Raw genomic sequence first — 19,054 nt, 5'->3', positions numbered from 1 at the left:
AGTTGGATGCCAGTCGGCGCGCGTGGCACCGCGCTGGCATCGCAGGCGTCAGTGCGCCGGCCGGGTCAGGCCACCGACTGGTATTGCGCGGGCCGCGTCGCCAGCGCCTGGCGCACGACGCGTTCGACGAAGGCACGTTCCTCGCCGATCAGCGGCAGGCGCGGGCGGCGCATGTGCTCGGTGCCCACGCCCACGATGGCGTCGATCAGCTTCAGGTTCTGCACCAGCTTGTTCGACACATCGAGATGGAGCATCGGCGTCATCCAGCGGTAGAGCTTCAGTGCCTCGGCGAAATTGCCCGCGCGCATGAGGTCGAACAGCGCCACGGTCTCGCGCGGGAAGGCGCAGCCCACCCCGGCCAGCAGGCCGTCGCAGCCAAGCGCCAGCCCTTCGTAGGCCAGGTCGTCCACGCCCATGAAGATCTGGTAGCGGTCGCCCACGGTGTTGCGCAGGTCAGTCACGCGGCGGATGTCGCCGGTGCTTTCCTTGACCGCGGCAATCCATTTGCTGTCGGCCAGTTCGGCCATGTGCTCGGGCTTGAGGTCCACGCGATAGGCAACCGGGTTGTTGTAGACCATCACCGGTTTCTGGGCCGCCTCGGCCATGGCGCGCACGTTCTGCATGGCCTCGCGGGCGTCGGCCACATAGATGACCGACGGCATGACCATGAAGCCGGCCACGCCCAGCTTGTTGGCGCCGTCGATATAGCGCAGTGCGTCGCGCGTGCTGGTTTCGGACACATTGGCCAGCACCGGAATGCGGCCATCGGCGGCCTCCAGCGCAATGCGCGCCACGTCGAGCTTTTCTTCCAGGGACAGCGTGCTGGCCTCGCCCAGCGATCCGCAGGTGACCAGACCATGGATGCCGTTGCGGATCTGGAAATCGATATGGCGGATGGTGCCTTCTGCGTCGATGCGCTCGTCGGCGTGGAACTTGGTCGTGACGGCCGGGAAGATGCCGGTCCAGCGCGGATTGCTCATGAAGAACTCCTCGGTTGGGAAGGTGAGGCTGCGCACCCGGGCGATCCTTCGAACGCCCCGGTACGCGGCATGGAAATATCTTGTAAATATATTAAGGATATCTTTGGGAAATAATCCAGCACGAAGCGTGCCAGTGAAAACCCGGATAGGCGACGTGCCGGAAAACGGCGTCGGACGGTGGATTGGGGCAGGGCGCGCCGCGCGGGGCACGTTCCAGCGCGGGGAGGAAGAGAGCACGACGGGGCACGGTTGCATGCGGCGTGCACCGCAGGCGACAGGCATGCACCGATACGGCTCGTGGTTGGGCGTGGCTTGCTGAAGTAATCGGGGCGATCGGGGCGATCGGGGCGATCGGAATCGTCCCGACCAGACAGGCGTCTCCCCCGGGCCCCCCGGGCCCGGTCTCGCAGCCCCAAGCCAGCCGCTTTTCTGTAGCGGCTTAGTTCAGATCGTCATCCTTGTAGTACTTGGTGCCCTTGGCGGTCAGTTCCAGCGCCAGGCCCTTGTCCGTGATCTGGTAGAGCCAGATTCCGGGCCCCACGGCCAGTGCGCCCTGGTACGCGGTGCCGCTGTCGCCGGCCTTGGCCGCAGCCGTCGACTGGCCGCCAAACGTCCAGCCTGACTGGATGAAGTCGTTCAGCGCGGCTTCCTTCTCGAACACCCAGACCAGCTGGAATTTCTTGACGCCAATGCCCAGGCCCGCCTGGAGTTCGACCATCTTCATGTAGGTCGAGGCCTTGGTCTTGTTATTCACGGCGATGCCTTCGCCGGTGCCGCTGCCGGCCAGCAGGATCTTCATGCCGAAATTACTGAAAGCCGCGTAGCCGGCCGCCGATGACACGGCGCTGCGCGCCGACGGCTGGGCCTTGTAGAGCGCATCCAGCGCCTTCTGCGCGGCCTTGCGCACCTCGGCCTGCTTTTCGGATTTGCTTGCGCCCAGTGCGATCGCGGGTACCGCGACCAGGGCGGGGATTGTCAGGATGGCGATTCTTCGATTCATTGCTGCCCCCTTTCTTCGTATCGGGGCGCCAGGCCCCTTGCTTTTTGCAGCGCCGGCCAGTGTGCAACGCATAGGTTGTTCGCTTTCGGTCCCCTGATTCACCGTACTGTCGTGCGCCCGGCGGGCACCTCTTTCTTGTGAAACGCGGGAACGTATCCCAGACTAGACGATGGAAAGCGGTGCGGCAATCTGGCCCTGAAGCGGCCAGCTTCCGGGCTGCTTCGATCCCGTGACAGCCGGTTTCGCGTTCGCCGCGTCAGCCATGAAATCTGCCGCTACCGTTTGCATGCTGATGGCGCTGGTGGCCTGTGCGGCCCCCGAGCGCCAGGACGCGGTGGGTGACTTCCGGTCAAGGGCCGTCACGCGTGCCGATGGCGGTGTGAGCGTGGCCGTCTCGGTCTTGTCGGCGCGCGAGAGCGCCGAACTGTATGGCGTGCCATTGGCCGAAAAGGCCACGCAGCCGGTCTGGGTAGAGGTCCACAACGACGACGACCGGCCGTACTACCTGCTGTTTCCCGGGCTCGATCCGAATTTCGTCCCTAGCTCCGAGGCCGCCGAAGCGTTCGCCGCGAACCAGCGCCCCGACGCGCAACGCCAGCTTCGCGAGCGCTTTGCGGAACTGGCGTTCCGCAACCCGGTGCCACCCGGCCAGACCGTGTCGGGCATGGTGCTGACCAGCCTCGAGGAAGGCGTCAAGCTGGTGCAGATCGACCTGGCAGCCGACGGCCGCACGCGCACGTTCTCGGTGTTCACAGTGGTGCCAGGGTTCCGGGGCGACTACCAGACCAGCGAGGTGTTCAAGCGCGAGATCTATCCTGCCGAGGCGCTCCGCCATGTCGACGACGACGAGGCATTCCGGGCTGCCCTGGAGGCACTGCCATGCTGCGCCACCAACGGCGACGGCTCGCGCAATGGCGACCCGCTGAACCTGATCATCGTGGGCGGCCTAGAAGATGCCTTCCCGGCCCTGGTGCGGCGTGGCTGGCGTCCGACCGAGACGAAATGGTCGGGCGCCATCATGCGCGTGGTGACGTCGGCACTTTCCGGCGAGCGCTACCTGAATGCACCGGTCAGCGATCTCTACCTGTTCGGCCGCCCGCAGGATCTGGCGCTGCAGAAGGCGCGCGATTCGGTTCACCAGCGCAACCACCTGAGGCTCTGGCTGAGCCCCTTGCGCTATCAGGGCAAGCCGGTATGGGTGGGGCAGATCAGCCGCGACATCGGCAGCCGCATGACGATTCATTCGCCCACGCTGACCACCCACAAGATCGATCCCGACGTTGACGAGGCGCGCACGGCGCTGGCCGAAGACATGGCGTACTCCCAGAGCCTGGCCGTGGTCGGATACGTGGGCGGCGTTGGCCTGGCCCCGCCGCAGGCCCCGCGCCAGAACCTGACTACCGATCCCTATTACACGGATGGCGACCGCCTGGTGATGGTGTTCTACCAGCGCCCCGTGTCGCTGTCGGCGATCCGGCGATTCAGCTGGCATGAGACGCACGGGCAGCATGAGCCGGACGGGCGCCGCGGAACTGGTGTCGGGGTGGGACGATGATCGCCGCCCCGCGTGTCCGGCGCTGGCCGGCTGCACAGGGGCTGGCAATGGCGGCCTGCCTGTTGCTGTTGCTGGTGCTGGCGGGATGCTCGACCTGGCGACGGCCCGCCGAAGGCGGCGACGAGCCGTTGCGCGCCCGGGCAGTCAGCATGACAAAGGACGGCGTCACGCTGAGCGCGACGGTACCGAGCAAGCTGGAAAGCCATCGGCTGCTGGGCGCGAATATCGGTGCGGTCGGCGTGCAGCCGGTCTGGATCGAGGTTCACAACGGTACGGCCCAGTCACTGGCACTGCTGCGTACCGGGACCGATCCCGACTACTTCTCGCCACTCGAAGTTGCCTGGTCGCTGCACGGGTGGTTCACCGGCGGCACGAATGCCAAAATCGACGACTGGTTCAACCATGTGGGATTCAGGAACCCCATCCCGCCTGGCGAATCGCGCTCGGGCATTGTATTCACCAATCCCGCGCGCGGCACCAAGCTGCTGAACGTGGATCTGCTTGGCAACCAGCACCTCGTGGTCTTTACGCTGTTCCTGAGGGTGCCTGATGATTCCGGCGATCCGGACTTCTCGCGCTCGCTGTTTACCTACCCCGATCCGGTGGCGGTGGATTACCAGGACCTGGCGTCGCTGCGTGCCGCGCTGGAGCGCCTGCCATGCTGCGCCACCGACGCCAGCAGCCAGCACAGCGGCGATCCGCTCAATGGCGTGGCCATCGGCGGGCTGGAAGACTTCGGGGCGGCCATGGTGCGCCGGAACTACCGGCGCAACCAGGAGCCGTTCGACGATGCGCAGTACGTTTTCGGCCGCGTGCCTGATGCGGTCCTGCGCAAGCAGGGGCAAGCCGGCATGGTGTCGCCGAACTGGATACGTGCCTGGCTGGCGCCGTTTCGCTATGAGGGGCAGGCCGTCTATGTCCTGCAGATCGGCCGGCCAACCGGTGGCCGCCTGTTGGCAGCTCCGGCGCAGTCCGTGCTGCACGAGGACGTGGACGAGGCCCGGAACATGGTCGTCCAGGACAGCATCTACTCGGAAGGACTGGAAAAGCTCGGCTTCGTCGCCGGGGGCGGGCCGGTCAGCCGGCAGCAGGAACGCAGCAGCCTGAACGGGGCGAAGTACTTTACCGACGGACTGCGCGCGGTGATGTTCTTCGTGACCCGGCCCCTGAGCATTTCGGATCTGGAAATCCTGGACTGGGTGCCTCTTGGCAAGCCCGCGGCGACCGATGCCGTCGGAAAGGATCGGCATGCTGCCGAAGACACTGCGCAGACGCGCTAGGCTGCCAGTCGTCGGGCGACCCGCGCGGCGGGGATGGCCGGGACGCTGCGCCCAGGTCTGGGCGTTGGCCTGCGCCTGCCTGATGCTGGCCGCCTGTGCATCGAAGCCGCTGGTGCCGTATTCCACCGAAACGCCCCCGCTGATCCTGGCGCCGGCTGCCAGTGCCGGCGTGCGCGACGCACGCGGGCGCTTCCGCGAGATCTACTGCGCCATCCTGAGTACCCGCCAGCAGGCATTGCCTGACCACCTGCCGTGCGAAACCGCGCTGACGCGCGTCGGCGTGGAGCCAGCCGGCACAGGCAAGCCGGTGGATCTTGGTCCGTCGCGGCGGCATCTGATGGCGATGATCGTGCCGGGCATCGGCTACGAATGCTTCGAGCCGTGGCTCGATCCTCCAGGCACGGTCGCTACCCATGTGCGGCACTTCGGCTACGATGCCGCGCTGCTCAGGGTCGATGCGCTGTCAGGCACCGCCCACAACGCACGCCAGGTGCGCGATGCCGTCATGGCGCTGCCTGAAGGGCCGGACGGGCCGTATGTCGTGCTGATCGGCTATTCCAAAGGGGCGCCGGATATCCTTGAGGCGGTGGTCGGCTATCCGGAAATCCGCAGCCGCGTGGTGGCCGTGGTCAGCGCAGCCGGCGCTGTTGGCGGGTCGCCACTGGCCAACGATGCCGAGCAGTACCAGGCCAACCTGCTGCAGCATTTCCCGGGCTCGAAGTGCGAGGCTGGCGACGGCCGGGGCGTGGAAAGCCTGCGGCCGGCGGTAAGGCGTGCATGGCTGGCCGACCACCCGCTGCCCACCGGGCTGCGCTACTACTCGCTGGTGACATTCCCGGAGCCAGATCGCATCTCGTCCATTCTTGAATCCAGCTACGACAAGCTGGCACGCATCGACGCCCGCAACGACAGCCAGATGATCTTCTACGACCAGATCGTGCCGGGCAGCGCCCTGGTGGGCTATGTCAATGCGGATCACTGGGCGCTGGCCGTGCCGATCGCGCGCTCGCGCCCGACCATCGGCGCCATGTTCGTGACCCGCAACGCCTATCCACGCGAAGCCCTCACCGAAGCGCTGCTGCGGTTTGTCGAGGAAGACCTGGCAAGCCCGCCTTCCAGGTAGGCCACCTGAGCCGGGCAAAAAAATGCCGCGCCCAGGGAAGGCGCGGCTGTTGGAAATGCCCGTAACCGGGATATGTCCGGGCACCACGGCAATCTACCGGAACGAACATGTGACTGATTGTGTCCGTATAGGTGTCTTTCTGGACATACATCCCGCGCTCAACTGCGGTAATCTTTGGCGCGTCAGAGGGGATGGGTCACACCATGATGTGAGCCGAAAACAGATCAGGAGATCGCGATGGTACGCAATGCCTTACGCGACACGGTGATGCTGGAGCAGTACGTCAATTATCTGCAGACCAGGGTTGCCAAGCAGCAGGCTGTTGTCGCACAGCTCAGGGCATGCGGGCTGGACCCGCACGAAGACCAGATCGTGCTGGAGAACCTGGAGGGCGCCACGGCAGCGCTGGCGCGGCAGCTGGACCAGATGAAGGCCCGCCCGGCCCTGTTCGGTCCGGGCGAACGGCGCACGGCAAGGCCGCAGCCCGTGCCGGCCTGAAGCGCGGCAAGGGCACCTTGGGGTGCCCCTGCCTGAAGCCGCTGCGCTCCTGTGGCCTACGGCGTCGTGGCCATTGCCGCGTCGATCGCGTCCATCAGTTCCTGCAGCCGTAGCGGTTTGCCGCAGACCGCATCGAAGCCCGATTCCAGGGCGGAGCGTCGGTCCTGCTGGCGCGTGAACGCGGTCAGGGCCACTGCGGGCACGCGCCGCAGCGCTTCCACGGCTTCGCGTACGCGGATCTCGCGGATCAGGTCGTTGCCGTCGCGGCCGGGCAGGCCGATGTCGCTGATTACCAGGTCTGGCGTGACGCGCGCCACCTCGTCCAGCGCCTCCTCGCAATCGCGCGCCGTGCGCACGCGTGCGCCGTAGTCGGTCAGGATTGCGGACAGCGCGGCCGCCGCATCGGCGTCGTCTTCCACCACCAGCACGTCCAGCGCGGTCAGCGGCACCGGCTGCTGCAGCGGCGGCACGTCGTCGCCCGCCATCGGGATCTCCGGCGCGGTCGAATCGGTCAGCGGGATGATCACCTCGAACGTGGCCCCCAGGCCGGCCCCGGCGCTGAACGCCTGCACCGTGCCGCCATGCATTTCGGACAGATGCTTGACGATGGCCAGCCCCAGCCCCAGGCCGCCGTGCTTGCGGCGGTTCGTGTCCTCGCTCTGGGTAAAGCGGTCGAACAGCAACGGCACGAATTCGGCCGGGATGCCCCGTCCGTTGTCGATCACGCGCACGCGCAGGTAGTCGGTGTCGGACGACACGTCGATCTGCACCGTGCCGTCCTCGGGCGAGAACTTGATCGCGTTGGACACCAGGTTCCACAGGATCTGCTGGAAGCGGGCGGCATCGAGCCAGGCCGATTCCGCCGTGGCCGGGGCCAGGTGCAGCTCCAGCTTGATCTGCCGCTCGGCGGCCTGGGCCTGCATCGTGTCCAGCGCGCCGCGTACCACCTCGGCCACATTGGCGCGTTCGCGTTCGAGCTTCATCTTGCCGACGTTGAGCATCGATACGTCGACCAGATCGGCCACCAGCCGGCGCTGGATCGCCACGTTGCGCTCCACGGCGGCCAGCCCGCGCCGGCCTTCCTCGGAATCGACATGGCGCGACAGCACGTGGGCCCACACCGAGATCACGTTGAGCGGGTTGCGCAGTTCATGCGACAGGATCGCGATGAAGTCGTCCTTCATGCGGTTCAGCCGCTCCACGGCGGCACGCGCGGCCTGCTCGCGCTCGATCAGCTGTTCGCGCTGGCGCTCCAGGTTGATGTGGTCGGTGATGTTCGACACCACGGCCACCTTGACGCCCGTTTCCAGCACCGCCGAAATGCTCCACTCCAGGTGCATGGTCTCGCCCTGCGCATCCTCCAGCGGAAACGTGCCTTGCCAGCCGTCCACCTGCGCATGCCCGGTGGCTTCGACAACCTGGTCGCGGTACGACGGCGGGGCGAAGGCGGCCACGGGCTGGCCCAGCAGTTCGGCCTCGGTGCGCTTGAGCAGCGTCAGCATGGCCGGATTCACATCGACGAAGCGCCCGGCCAGGTCCAGCGTGCAGATGCCGCCAATGGCCTGGTGGTAGATCGCGCGGAAGCGTGCCTCGCTTTCGCGCATCGAGCGCTCGGCCGCGCTGGCACGCAGCAGCGATGCAATGGTGGCTACCAGCACGCCCGGCTCGGCCGGGTGGACCAGGTAGGCGCTGGCACCGGCATCGAGGCCGCGCACCTTGTCATAGTCGGCGACGTAGGTGGCCGACAGGTGCACCACGGGCACGGTTGCGGTCTCGGGACGGCCGCGCAGGGTGCGGCAGACCTGGAATCCGTCGATGTCCGGCAGGTTGACGTCGAGGACCACGGCCGACACGCTGGTATCGGCCAGTTGCAGGGCCTCCTGGCCGCTTTCGGCCTCCAGCGTCCGGTAGCCCGCCGCGGTCAGCACGCGTACCGTGGCGTAGCGCGTGACCGGGTTGTCGTCCACCACCAGCACCAGCGGGTCCGAGGCGCCGGGCAGGGGTGCATTGCGGTTTTCATCCGGCATGGTCGTCTCCGGAGGTTGTTGCCGGTTCGGCCTGTCGCCCGGCGTCACCTGCGGCCGTTGCGACGGCGTAGGTCGTGGGCAGCGTCACGTAGAAGCGCGAGCCGACGCCGACCTCGCTCTCGAAGCCAACATGGCCGCCCAGCAGTTCTGCCAGCCGCTTCGACAGCGCCAGACCCAGGCCCGAGCCCCGGTAGCGCCGCTGCAGCGGCGAATCGATCTGCACGAAGTCCTGGAACACCTCGCCATGCGAGCCGGGCGGGATGCCGATACCGGTGTCGCGTACGGAAAACGTGACGGTGTCGGGGGTGTCGCAGATGGCCGATACGCGCACCTCGCCGCTGGGCGTGAACTTCAGTGCGTTCGAGATGTAGTTGCGCAGGATCTGCGACAGCTTGCGGTCGTCGCTGAACAGCTTCGGCACGTCGTGCGGCGCCTCAAAGATCAGCGACACGTCGGGGTTGGTCAGCACGGGCTTGAACATGCCGCGCAGCGCGTCGAACAGCGCCACCATGTCGAACCAGGCGGGCGACACGTCGACCCGGCCCGCTTCCAGCCGCGCCAGGTCCAGCAGGTCGCCCACCATCTCGGCGAATTCGGCGGCGGTGTCGCGCACGAACCCGACCTGCTTTTCCTGCTCGGGCGTGAGCGGGCCGTCCACGCGGTCGATCAGCAGCCGGGTGATGCTCTGGATCGCCACGATCGGCGTGCGGAACTCGTGGCTCATATAGGCCAGGAAACGGCTCTTGAGTTCGGTGGCCTGGCGCAGTTGCTCGGCCTGGATGTCCAGTTCGGAATAAAGCGCCAGCACGCCGCGGTTGGTTTCCTCGATTTCGGCGCGCAGCGCCTCCACCTCCTGCGTGCGGGCATCCAGCGCGGCGCGCAGCGTCGCCACGTTGTCGGATGGCGAGGAGGGGGCGGGCTGTCGGGGCCGTTCGGGCTGGTCGGGCTGGTCGGGCATGGCGTTGTCCGGGATCGCGTCCTGGGCACTCATTTCAAATCTCCGCGCGGCGTATCACCACCACGGTGGCATCGTCGCGTCCACGGCTGAATTTCCAAAGTACGAAGGCGGCCACGATGGACGGGTCGCGCTGCAGCACGGTGGCGTCGTCGAATTGCCAGCGCGACTGGATGCCGTCCGAATGCAGGATCACCAGCGCATGCGAGGGCCAGTCGAGTTCCTGCTCCTGGACTGTGCGCATCTGGATGCCGGCCGTGCCATTCTGGTTGACCAGCGTACGGTCGCCGATGCCGGAAATCACGCGGCCCATGATGTTGCCCGCACCGGCAAAGCGGATGCGCTGGGTGCCACCGTCGATGCGGTAGGCACCAATGGCGGCGCCGCGCGTGCCGCGCAGGGCGGCGTGGGCGCGCTCCACATAAGGGCCCGGGCTGCCGCCGCAGTTCGGGTCGAATACGGTCAGCGCTGCGGTGGCGGCCTCGGCGGCTTCGGGGCCATGCCCCAGGCCGTCCACCACCACCACGTCGGCGCGATGATCGCATACGGCCACGCTCCAGCCGTCGCCGCTGACCTGCTCGCCCGGTGCGGCCAGGCAGATCGCGCCCACGGCGAAGCCGCCGTTGGGACGTCGCGCCTTGCCCTGGGTATCGCGCTCGCGGTAGAAGCGGGCCAGGATCAGGCTGCCGATACCGGCCTGCGTGTGGACGTCGAAATCGTCGGCCAGCCGGCTTACGGCGCCCAGGCCCTGGCCGGCGCTGCCGGCCGTGGAATAGCCATCCTGCATGCAGGCCTGCAGGTTCGCCATGCCGGGGCCGTCGTCGATCGACATCAGTTCGATGGCGACGCTGCCGCCCACCTCGCGCGCGGCCAGCAACAGCCGGCCGCCCCGTGCGTGGCGCACAAGGTTGTTGCCCAGTTCGTTGACGGCCACCGCCAGGCGGCCGCACTGGATGGCGTCGAACCCCAGGCGCGCGGACATCTCGGCGGCGTGGCGCCGGGCTTCGCCCACGCGGCTGGGGTCGCCCATCGGTACCGCATGATGCGGCCCGTGGTTCCTACTTCCACCGAGTGATGCTGACACAGGTTCCCTCGCCAACTTGCGTGCGGATCTCGAATTCGTTCACCAGGCGGCGCGTGCCTGACAGGCCCATGCCCAGGCCGTTGCCGGTGGTCCAGCCATCGACCAGCGCCTGCTCGACATCGGGAATGCCGGGCCCGTGGTCCTCGAAATGCAGGCGCAGGCCGCGCCGGGCGCCCTCGGCCAGGATTTCCCAGCGCATTTCGCCGCCGCCGCCGTACACCATCGTATTGCGTGCCAGTTCGCTGGCCGCTGTAATCATCTTAGTCTGCTCCACCAGCGAGAACTTCAGCTGGGCCGTCAGTGTGCGCACCACGGCGCGTGCCTGCACGATGTCGCGCTCGTCGCCGATGGGCGCGCTGCCCGTCTGGGCCAGTTCGGTTGCCACGTCAGGCCACCCGGGCGGCGTCGAGCATCGCCATGCCGCGTTCGACGTTGAGCGCGGTCTTCACCCCGCCCAGCGACAGCCCCAGTTCCACCAGCGTGATCGCCACGGCCGGGCGGATGCCCACCACCACGGTGGTGGCACCCAGGATGCGGCTGATGTCGGAGATGCTGACCAGCATGCGGCCGATAAAGGAATCGACCATTTCCAGCGCCGAGACGTCGATCAGCACGCCGTGCGCGCCGGTTTTCTCGACCATCGTTGCCAGGTCTTCCTGCAGCTGCAGGGCTGTCTGGTCCTGCATGTCGATCTGGATGGTGACAAGCAGGTGCCTGCCCATCCGCAGGATTGGAATCCGTTCCATGGCTCGCTCGCGGGGTCAGTTGCCGTTGCGGGACACCGTGTGCCCCGTCATGCGCATGGCGGCGGCCAGTGCGTCGGCCAGCGTCGACTTGGTAACGATGCCTTGCAAGTCGATGCCCAGATGCACGATGGTCTGCGCGATCTGCGGGCGGATGCCGCTGATGATGCTGTCCGCCCCCATCAGGCGGATGGCCGTCACGGTCTTCATCAGGTGCTGCGCCACCAGCGTATCCACGGTGGGCACGCCGGTGATGTCGATGATGGCGAGTTCGGAGCCGGTTTCCACCAGCCGTTCGAGCAGCGATTCCATGACCATCTGGGCGCGGCTGCTGTCGAGCGTGCCGATCACCGGCACCGCCAGCACGCCGTCCCACAGCTTGATGACTGGCGTGGACAGCTCCATCAGTTCGTGCTGCTGGCGCACGATGATTTCCTCGCGCGTCTTCTGGTAAGTGGAAATGGTCCACTGCGCCATGCGGTCGACGATGGCAGAGGTGGTCCAGATCACGTCGATCTGGCCTTCGACGCCGCTGGCCTGGCGCTGCAGTGCATCAAAGATCGGCCGCTTCAGCGCCAGCACGAAGCCGCTGGTCACGTCGGCCGTCTCGCCCTGCGCGGCGCGGTTGCGCGACAGGTGCGCCAGCGTGTCGCGCAGCGTGCCCCACGGGCCGGTGTTGAAGTTGCCGGCGTCGCCATCGGCGCGCAGGCCCGCTTCCAGGCCCTGCAGGATGGCAGTCTGTTCGGCTGCCACGTTTTGCGTCAGGCCGCGGCCCTCGGCATAGTTGTGGTATTCCACCGTCCATCCGCGCAGGATGTTTTCGTGTTCGGCGCGCAGGAGGTCTGCAAGTCGCTGGTTTTCGGTGCGCATGGGCGTCGCTTTGATGGGTTGGGGTCGCCAGCCGCAGGACTGCGCCGGCAGGAAGAATATCCAAGTCATTCTAGGAGAGATTCATAGCTCACACTATCGGCGTCCGGCTGATTGACGCCACAACCAAAATCGGCTTGTCGGATGCAAAGCGATGGAGACGCCTTATGCGTAACACCGTGCCGGCCTGTGAGAATGCGCCGACACCGGAACGGGACCGCCCCGGCTGACGGCGGCCCGCGCCCCGGCCTAGTCTGGAGCATCGGACGACGGAGGGTGACTGTGGACTGGCTCGATGCGCTGCAATGGCCCGCCATGGCGGTGACCGTGCTGGCAACCTGGCTGGTGGGCAGCGAGTCGGCGCGCCGCCGCAAGGCGGGGTTCTGGTGCTTCCTTGCCAGCAACGCGATGTGGGTGGGGTGGGGCTGGCATACCGGCGCCTGGGCGCTGGTGGTGCTGCAGTTTGCGCTGGCCTTGCTCAATATTCGCGGCCAGGCCAAGGCCGGCCGCGCCCAACGCGGCGGCGGTTCGCGCCAGGAGGGCGCCCCCGGCTGAATCGGGATGGATATCAGGACGCATATGGGATCGGACCTGATCGTGGCAACGCCGCAAGGGTTGTACTGCCCGCCCGGCGACTTCTATATCGACCCCTGGCGGCCCGTGGCGCGGGCCGTCATCACGCACGCCCATGCCGATCACGCGCGGCCCGGCAACGGTCACTACCTGTGTGCACAGCCCGGCCGGGGCGTGCTGCTGGCGCGCCTGCCAGGGATATCGCTCGATACCCTGCCGTACGGGCAGCGGATCACGCACCACGGTGTGACGCTGAGCCTGCATCCGGCCGGTCATGTGCTGGGCTCTGCCCAGGTGCGGCTGGAGCATGGCGGCCAGGTCTGGGTGGCCTCGGGCGACTACAAGATCGAACCGGAAGGCACCTGCGTGCCGTTCGAGCCGGTGCGCTGCGACACATTTATCACCGAAAGCACGTTCGGCCTGCCGATCTACCGCTGGCCGCCCGAGTCCACGCTGATGGCAGAGATCTTCACGTGGTGGCAGGACAATGCGGCGGCGGGGCGGGCCAGCGTGCTGTACTGCTACGCGTTCGGCAAGGCCCAGCGCATCCTGAACGGCCTGATGCGCCATGCAGGCGCGGCGCTGGCGATGCCGGGCCCGATCGTCGCCCATGGCGCGATCGTCACGCTGAACCATGCTTATGCCGCGGCCGGCGTGGCCCTGCCGCCCACCATGACCACGGCGGACCTGCCCGCGCGCAGCCCGGCACTGCGCCGGGCGCTGGTGCTGGCGCCGCCTTCGGCCCAGCGCTCCACGTGGCTACGGCGTTTTGGCGATGCGTCCGACGCGTTTGCCAGCGGCTGGATGCAGTTGCGCGGCACGCGCCGGCGGCGCGGCGTGGATCGGGGCTTTGCGCTGTCGGACCACGCGGACTGGCCCGGCCTGCTGTCGGCCATCGCCGCCACCGGTGCCCCGCGCGTGATCGTTACCCATGGCAACGTGCCGGTGATGGTGCGCTACCTGTGCGAGCAGGGGCTCGACGCGCAGGGCTTTCGCACCGAGTTTGGCGATGACGACGATGCCACCGGCGCCGCCGCCGAGGCAGCTTCCGAGACAGCTTCCGAGGTGCCTGCAGCGGATGCCGCCGCGGGGGAGGGTGCCACGTGAAGGCGTTTGCGGATCTCTACAGCGAGCTCGATGGCACCACGTCAAGCAAGGCCAAGCTCGCCGCGCTGGCGCGCTACTTCGGTAGCGCCGCCCCGGCCGACGCCGCGTGGGCTGCCTACTTCCTGGCGGGCGGCAAGCCGCGCCAGATCGTTCCGGTGGCCGCGCTGCGTGCGTTGGCGCAGCGTGCGGCCAGTCTGCCCGAATGGCTGTTCGAGGAAAGCTACCAGGCCGTGGGCGATCTGGCCGAAACCATCGCCTTGCTGTTGCCCGATGCCGATCACGTCGATACCGCCGGGCTGGCCGAGTGGGTGGAACAGCGCGTGCTGCCGCTGCGGGACCTGGCGCGCGGCCAGCCGCCCGAGGTGCTGATGGACGCGCTGGACGCCCTGTGGCGGCCGCTCGACGCGCGCGGCCGTCTGGTGCTGTTCAAGCTCATCACGGGCAGCTTCCGGGTGGGGGTGTCGAAGCCGCTGGTCACGCGGGCGCTGGGTGAGGTGGCCGGCATCGATCCCAAGCGCGTGGCCGAACGCCTGGTCGGCTATACGGACATCAAGGCCGCGCCCACACCGGAGCGTTTCCTGGCCCTGATCGCGCCCGAGAGCGAAGACGGTGCCATGCAGTCGCGCGGCGGCCAGCCCTATCCATTCTTTCTTGCCCACCCGCTGCAGGCCCCGGTCGATGCGTTCGATGCCGTGCTGGGTGGCCCGGCGGGCTGGCAGGTGGAATGGAAGTGGGACGGCATCCGCGCCCAGCTGGTGCGGCGCGAAGGCCAGACCTGGCTCTGGTCGCGCGGCGAGGAACTGATTACCGACCGCTTTCCCGAGCTTGCCGAGGTCGCGCAGCGGTTGCCGGACGGCACCGTGCTCGACGGCGAGATCATCGTCTGGATCGATGGCCGGGTGCAGCCGTTCGCGCTGCTGCAGCAACGCATCGGCCGCAAGACCGTGGGTGCCAGGCTGCTGCGCGAAGCACCGGCAATCCTGATGGCGTATGACCTGCTCGAATGGCAGGGCCAGGACTGGCGCGCCCGGCCGCAGGCCGAACGTCGGGCGCAGCTGGCCCGTGTGATTGCCGACCATATTCATCCGGCGCTGGAACTGAGCCCGCTGGTCGAGGCCGACGACTGGCCGCACTTTGCCCGGCTGCGCGACACATCGCGCGCACTGGGCGTGGAAGGTTTCATGCTGAAGGCTGCCGACGCGGCCTATGGCGCGGGGCGCACGCGCGACGTGGGCATCTGGTGGAAGTGGAAGGTCGACCCGTACACCGTGGATGCAGTGCTGGTCTACGCGCAGCGCGGCCACGGTCGCCGCGCCAGCCTCTATACCGATTTCACGTTTGCCGTGTGGAACGCGCCGCCTGGCACGCCCGACCGCGCGCTGGTGCCGTTCGCCAAGGCCTATTCGGGGTTGACCGATGCCGAAATGCGCGCTGTCGACGCCATCGTCCGGCGGACCACGGTGGAACAGTTCGGCCCGGTGCGCAGCGTTACGCCGACGCAGGTATTCGAGCTGGGTTTCGAGGGCATTGCGCGCAGCGGGCGCCACAAGAGCGGCATTGCCGTACGCTTTCCGCGCATGCTGCGCTGGCGCACCGACAAGCCGGTGGAAGACGCCGACACGCTCGATACGCTCGAAGCCATGCTGCCGGCAGCGCCGGCCCGGGACGCCGCATGAGCGCCGAAGATCCGCCGTTCGTCCAGGCCCCGCCCGTGGCGGAATCGCTGCCCGCGCTGTTTGCGGCGCGGCACTGGCAGCCGTTCGATTTTCAGCGCGCCGTGTGGCAGGCCATCGGCGCGGGCAAGAGCGGGCTGCTGCATGCCACCACGGGCACCGGCAAGACCTACGCGGCATGGCTGGGCGCGTTGCTGGCCTACGCGGTGCCGCCCGCGCGGGCCGGTGCGCTACCGCCGCCGCTGACCGTGCTGTGGCTGACGCCGATGCGGGCACTGGCCACCGACACCACGCGTGCGCTGCAGGCGCCGCTGGCCGAACTGGGACTGGGCTGGACCGTGGCGCTGCGCACCGGCGACACCGGCAGCACCGAGCGCGCGGCGCAGGCGCGCCGCCTGCCGACCGCGCTGGTCACCACGCCGGAAAGCCTGTCGCTGCTGCTGACCCGTGCGGATGCCCGCGAGGCGCTGGGCCGCGTGCGGCTGGTCGTCGTCGACGAATGGCACGAACTGATCGGCAGCAAGCGTGGCGTGCAGGTGCAGCTGGCGCTGGCGCGGCTGCACCAGTGGCAGCCGGACCTGTGTGTCTGGGGGCTGTCGGCCACGCTGGGCAACCTGGATCACGCGCGCGATGTGCTGCTGGCCGGCATTCCCGCAACACGCCGCGTGCTGGTTCACGGCCATACGCCCAAGACGCTGATCATCGATACGCTGCTGCCAGATGCCGCCGGGCGCTTTCCATGGGCGGGTCATCTGGGCCTGTCGATGCTGCCGCACGTGTTGCGCGAACTGGAGGCCAGCAGCACGTCGCTGGTGTTTCTGAACACGCGCTCGCAGGCCGAAATCTGGTACCAGGCCATGCTCGATGCCCGCCCGGACTGGGCGGGGCAGATCGCGCTGCATCACGGCTCGCTGGACCGCGCCGTGCGCGAATGGGTGGAGATGAACCTCAAGAATGGTGCGCTGCGTGCCGTGGTCTGTACGTCGAGCCTGGACCTGGGCGTGGATTTCCTGCCCGTAGAGCGCGTGCTGCAGATCGGATCGCCCAAGGGCGTGGCACGGCTGCTGCAGCGGGCCGGGCGCTCGGGCCATGCGCCGGGCCGCGCGTCGCGCGTGACCGTGGTGCCCACGCACAGCCTGGAACTGGTGGAATCGGTGGCGGCGCGGATGGCGATCCAGGCGGGCCGCATCGAGGCACGCGAATCGCCCGACAAGCCGCTCGACGTGCTGGCCCAGCATCTGGTGACCGTGGCGCTGGGCGGCGGCTTCCGGGCCGACGAACTGCTGGCCGAGGTATGCCAGGCGTGGGCCTATCGTGCCCTGACCGACGACGAATGGCGCTGGTGCCTGGATTTCGTGCGGCAGGGCGGGCCTACGCTGTCGGCCTATCCGGACTACCGCCGCGCGATGCCCGACGACGCGGGCGTCTGGCGCGTGCCCGATGGCCGGCTGGCCCGGCGGCATCGCATGAGCGTGGGCACCATCGTCAGCGATGCGTCGATGCAGGTTCGTTTCTGGACGCGCGCGGGCAGCGGCGGGGCGTCGCTGGGCACCGTGGAGGAGGGCTTTATCGCGCGGCTGGCGCCGGGCGACTGCTTTCTGTTCGGCGGCAGGCTGCTGGAACTGGTGCGTGTGCAGGAGATGACGGCCTATGTGCGGCGCGCCACGGGCAAGCGTCCGTCCGTGCCGCGCTGGAACGGCGGCAAGATGCCGCTGTCGACCGAACTGGCCGACGCCGTGGTGGCAACGCTAGATGCCGTGCAGGCGGGCCGGCTGGACCCCGCCACCACGCCGGAACTGCCGCTGATCGCCCCGATCGTGGCCCTGCAGGCGCGCTGGTCTGCGCTGCCGTCGCCCGGCACGCTGCTGGCGGAAAGCCTGCATTCGCGCGAAGGCTGGCACCTGTTCCTGTATCCGTTCGCCGGCCGCTCGGTGCATCTGGGGCTGGGCAGCCTGCTGGCATGGCGGCTGGGCCAGAAGGTGCCGGCCACGTTCTCGGTGGCGGTGAACGACTACGGGCTGGAACTGCTGGCATCCGCGCCGGTGGACTGGGCCCGGTGGCTGCCGCAGGTGCTGGCCGAGGAGCGCCAGCGCGACCTGGCCGCCGATGTGCTGGGCAGCCTTAACGCCGGCGAACTGTCGCTGCGGCGTTTCCGGGAGATTGCGCGCGTGGCCGGCCTGATCTTCCAGGGCTACCCGGGCGCGCATCACAGTGCGCGGCAGCTGCAGGCATCGTCGAGCCTGTTCTACGAGGTCTTCCGCAAGCACGACCCTGGCAACCTGCTGTTGGGGCAGGCCGAGCGTGAGGTGCTGATGCAGGAACTGGACGCGCACCGGCTGGCGGGGACGCTGCAGCGCATGGCAACGCGGCGGCTCGACCTGCGCACGCTGCAACGCCCGTCGCCGCTGGCCTTCCCGCTGATCGTGGAGTTCCTGCGCGAGAAGCTCAGCACCGAGAAGCTGGCCGACCGTATCGCGCGGATGCTGGCGGAGCTGGAGCAGGCGGCCGCCCAGCCCGACAGCGACAGGGGCGGCACGGGTGGCACCTACCGGGGGCCGATGCACGACACCCCGCCCGCCGTCGACGCGGCGCGCGTGGCCGAACTGGCACGCTTCGGCATGGCCGACCATGCCGGACCTGCGGGTCCGCGCAAGCCCCGGCGGCCGCGCAAGGCGTCGAAGCCGCTGCCGCTGCTATGACACCGGCTGCCATGACAGCGGACGAAGTGGGGGCCCAGGCCGTGACGCTGGCCGGCGAGACGCTCTGGCTGCTGCCCGAGCATGCAGTCTGGTGGCCGGCTGCCGCCACGCTGATGGTGGCGGACGTCCATATCGGCAAGGCAGCGGCGTTCCGGGCGCTGGGCCAGCCCGTGCCCCACGGCACCACGGCCGACAACCTGGCACGGCTGCTAACCCTGGCGCGGCGCTATCCGGCCCGGGAGCTGGTGTTTCTGGGCGATTTCCTGCACGCGCGGGCCGCCCGCACGGCGGCGGTGCTGCTGGCCCTGCACGACTGGCGCCGCGCCATGCCGTCGCGCGTGCGCTGCACGCTGGTGCGGGGCAACCATGACACCCACGCCGGCGATCCGCCACCCGAACTGGGCTTTGGCGTGGTGCCCGAACCGCTGGTGGCGCCGCCATTCGCGCTGTGCCATGAACCGGGCGCACGCACCGAGGGCTACACGCTGGCCGGCCATCTGCATCCCGCCTGCGTGCTGCGCGGCACGGGCGCCGACGTATTGCGGCTGCCGTGCTTCGTGGTGGGCGGGCGGGGCATGATCCTGCCGGCGTTCGGCGCGTTCACCGGGCACGCCACGGTGCGGCCGGGCGAGGGCGAACGGATCTATCCGGTGGGGGATGGCCGGGTGTGGGCGCTGCCGCGCGGATGACATCTCGCACCGGATGCGCCAGGCCCTCTCCCCCGACCCCTCTCCCGCGATGCGGGAGAGGGGAGAACCCCGGCAGCACGCAATGCCCGAATGTTTGCGGTGGCAGAACCCCGGCAGCACGCAATGCCCGAATGTTTGCGGTGGCAGAACCCCGGCAGCCCGCAATGCCCGAATGGTTGCGGTGGGTGAGAGGTCCGCATG

At 68.4% G+C, this 19,054-nt stretch carries 17 protein-coding genes; 9 read left to right on the top strand and 8 right to left on the bottom strand.

Annotated features, from left to right (window positions below; translation table 11 throughout):
- Positions 1-65: 65 nt before the first annotated feature.
- Both A9J21_RS17685 and A9J21_RS17680 read right to left on the bottom strand, forming a co-directional pair.
- Positions 66-980 carry a dihydrodipicolinate synthase family protein gene (locus A9J21_RS17685; protein ID WP_066737939.1) on the bottom strand — a complete coding sequence of 305 codons (915 nt, stop codon included), beginning with the start codon at positions 978-980 and terminating at the stop codon, positions 66-68.
- Positions 981-1,419: 439 nt separating this feature from the next.
- On the bottom strand, positions 1,420-1,980 hold the full coding sequence (locus tag A9J21_RS17680) for a YSC84-related protein (RefSeq protein ID WP_066737936.1): 561 nt from the start codon (positions 1,978-1,980) through the stop codon (positions 1,420-1,422).
- A gap of 262 nt (positions 1,981-2,242) precedes the next feature.
- Between A9J21_RS17680 and A9J21_RS17675 the strand changes: the two genes are divergently transcribed.
- The 4 genes from A9J21_RS17675 (at position 2,243) to A9J21_RS17660 (ending at position 6,436) form a co-directional block, all read left to right on the top strand.
- The gene (locus A9J21_RS17675) at positions 2,243-3,535 is read left to right on the top strand and encodes an LssY C-terminal domain-containing protein (protein ID WP_082926489.1); all 1,293 of its coding nucleotides are present in this window, start codon (positions 2,243-2,245) and stop codon (positions 3,533-3,535) included.
- On the top strand, positions 3,532-4,815 hold the full coding sequence (locus A9J21_RS17670; RefSeq protein ID WP_066737932.1) for an LssY C-terminal domain-containing protein: 1,284 nt from the start codon (positions 3,532-3,534) through the stop codon (positions 4,813-4,815). The genes A9J21_RS17675 and A9J21_RS17670 overlap by 4 nt, the downstream gene beginning before the upstream one ends.
- An 82-nt stretch (positions 4,816-4,897) precedes the next feature.
- Complete coding sequence (locus tag A9J21_RS17665; RefSeq protein ID WP_231906964.1) at positions 4,898-5,938, top strand: hypothetical protein; 1,041 nt, start codon at positions 4,898-4,900, stop codon at positions 5,936-5,938.
- A 237-nt stretch (positions 5,939-6,175) separates the two neighbouring features.
- A complete protein-coding gene (locus A9J21_RS17660) occupies positions 6,176-6,436 on the top strand; it encodes a hypothetical protein (RefSeq protein WP_066737927.1) in 261 nt (86 codons plus the stop codon).
- 56 nt (positions 6,437-6,492) lie between these two features.
- Here A9J21_RS17660 and A9J21_RS17655 read toward each other — a convergent pair whose 3' ends face one another.
- From A9J21_RS17655 to A9J21_RS17630, 6 genes are read right to left on the bottom strand one after another with little or no spacing between them, the layout of a single operon-like run.
- Positions 6,493-8,463, bottom strand: a complete 1,971-nt coding sequence (locus tag A9J21_RS17655; protein WP_066737925.1) for a response regulator — start codon at positions 8,461-8,463, stop codon at positions 6,493-6,495.
- A complete protein-coding gene (locus tag A9J21_RS17650) occupies positions 8,453-9,454 on the bottom strand; it encodes a sensor histidine kinase KdpD (RefSeq protein ID WP_231906963.1) in 1,002 nt (333 codons plus the stop codon). Before A9J21_RS17650 ends, A9J21_RS17655 begins: the two co-directional genes overlap by 11 nt.
- Before the next feature lies 1 nt (position 9,455).
- Positions 9,456-10,448 (bottom strand): ATP-binding SpoIIE family protein phosphatase, encoded by a 993-nt coding sequence (locus A9J21_RS17645; RefSeq protein WP_066737923.1) that lies wholly within the window; start codon positions 10,446-10,448, stop codon positions 9,456-9,458.
- Between the two features lie 28 nt (positions 10,449-10,476).
- Positions 10,477-10,887 (bottom strand): anti-sigma regulatory factor, encoded by a 411-nt coding sequence (locus A9J21_RS17640; RefSeq protein WP_231906962.1) that lies wholly within the window; start codon positions 10,885-10,887, stop codon positions 10,477-10,479.
- Between the two features lies 1 nt (position 10,888).
- Complete coding sequence (locus A9J21_RS17635; RefSeq protein WP_066737922.1) at positions 10,889-11,248, bottom strand: STAS domain-containing protein; 360 nt, start codon at positions 11,246-11,248, stop codon at positions 10,889-10,891.
- A 15-nt stretch (positions 11,249-11,263) separates the two neighbouring features.
- Positions 11,264-12,115 (bottom strand): STAS domain-containing protein, encoded by an 852-nt coding sequence (locus A9J21_RS17630; protein WP_066737920.1) that lies wholly within the window; start codon positions 12,113-12,115, stop codon positions 11,264-11,266.
- A gap of 279 nt (positions 12,116-12,394) precedes the next feature.
- On the opposite strand from A9J21_RS17630, the gene A9J21_RS17625 reads away from it, so the two are divergent.
- From A9J21_RS17625 to pdeM, 5 genes are read left to right on the top strand one after another with little or no spacing between them, the layout of a single operon-like run.
- The gene (locus tag A9J21_RS17625; RefSeq protein WP_082926488.1) at positions 12,395-12,667 is read left to right on the top strand and encodes a hypothetical protein; all 273 of its coding nucleotides are present in this window, start codon (positions 12,395-12,397) and stop codon (positions 12,665-12,667) included.
- Between the two features lie 6 nt (positions 12,668-12,673).
- Complete coding sequence (locus A9J21_RS17620; protein WP_066737919.1) at positions 12,674-13,792, top strand: ligase-associated DNA damage response exonuclease; 1,119 nt, start codon at positions 12,674-12,676, stop codon at positions 13,790-13,792.
- Entirely contained in the window at positions 13,789-15,468 is a 1,680-nt protein-coding gene (locus tag A9J21_RS17615) for an ATP-dependent DNA ligase (RefSeq protein WP_066737918.1), read from the top strand. The genes A9J21_RS17620 and A9J21_RS17615 overlap by 4 nt, the downstream gene beginning before the upstream one ends.
- Positions 15,465-18,164, top strand: coding sequence for a ligase-associated DNA damage response DEXH box helicase (locus tag A9J21_RS17610; protein ID WP_082926487.1), 2,700 nt, complete (start codon positions 15,465-15,467; stop codon positions 18,162-18,164). Before A9J21_RS17615 ends, A9J21_RS17610 begins: the two co-directional genes overlap by 4 nt.
- The gene (gene pdeM, locus A9J21_RS17605) at positions 18,161-18,853 is read left to right on the top strand and encodes a ligase-associated DNA damage response endonuclease PdeM (RefSeq protein WP_082926486.1); all 693 of its coding nucleotides are present in this window, start codon (positions 18,161-18,163) and stop codon (positions 18,851-18,853) included. Before A9J21_RS17610 ends, pdeM begins: the two co-directional genes overlap by 4 nt.
- Positions 18,854-19,054 lie beyond the last annotated feature (201 nt).

It is taken from the genome of Cupriavidus sp. D384 (genome assembly GCF_001652915.1).
Taxonomy (GTDB): domain Bacteria; phylum Pseudomonadota; class Gammaproteobacteria; order Burkholderiales; family Burkholderiaceae; genus Cupriavidus.
This window is presented reverse-complemented; position numbering and strand designations above follow the sequence as displayed.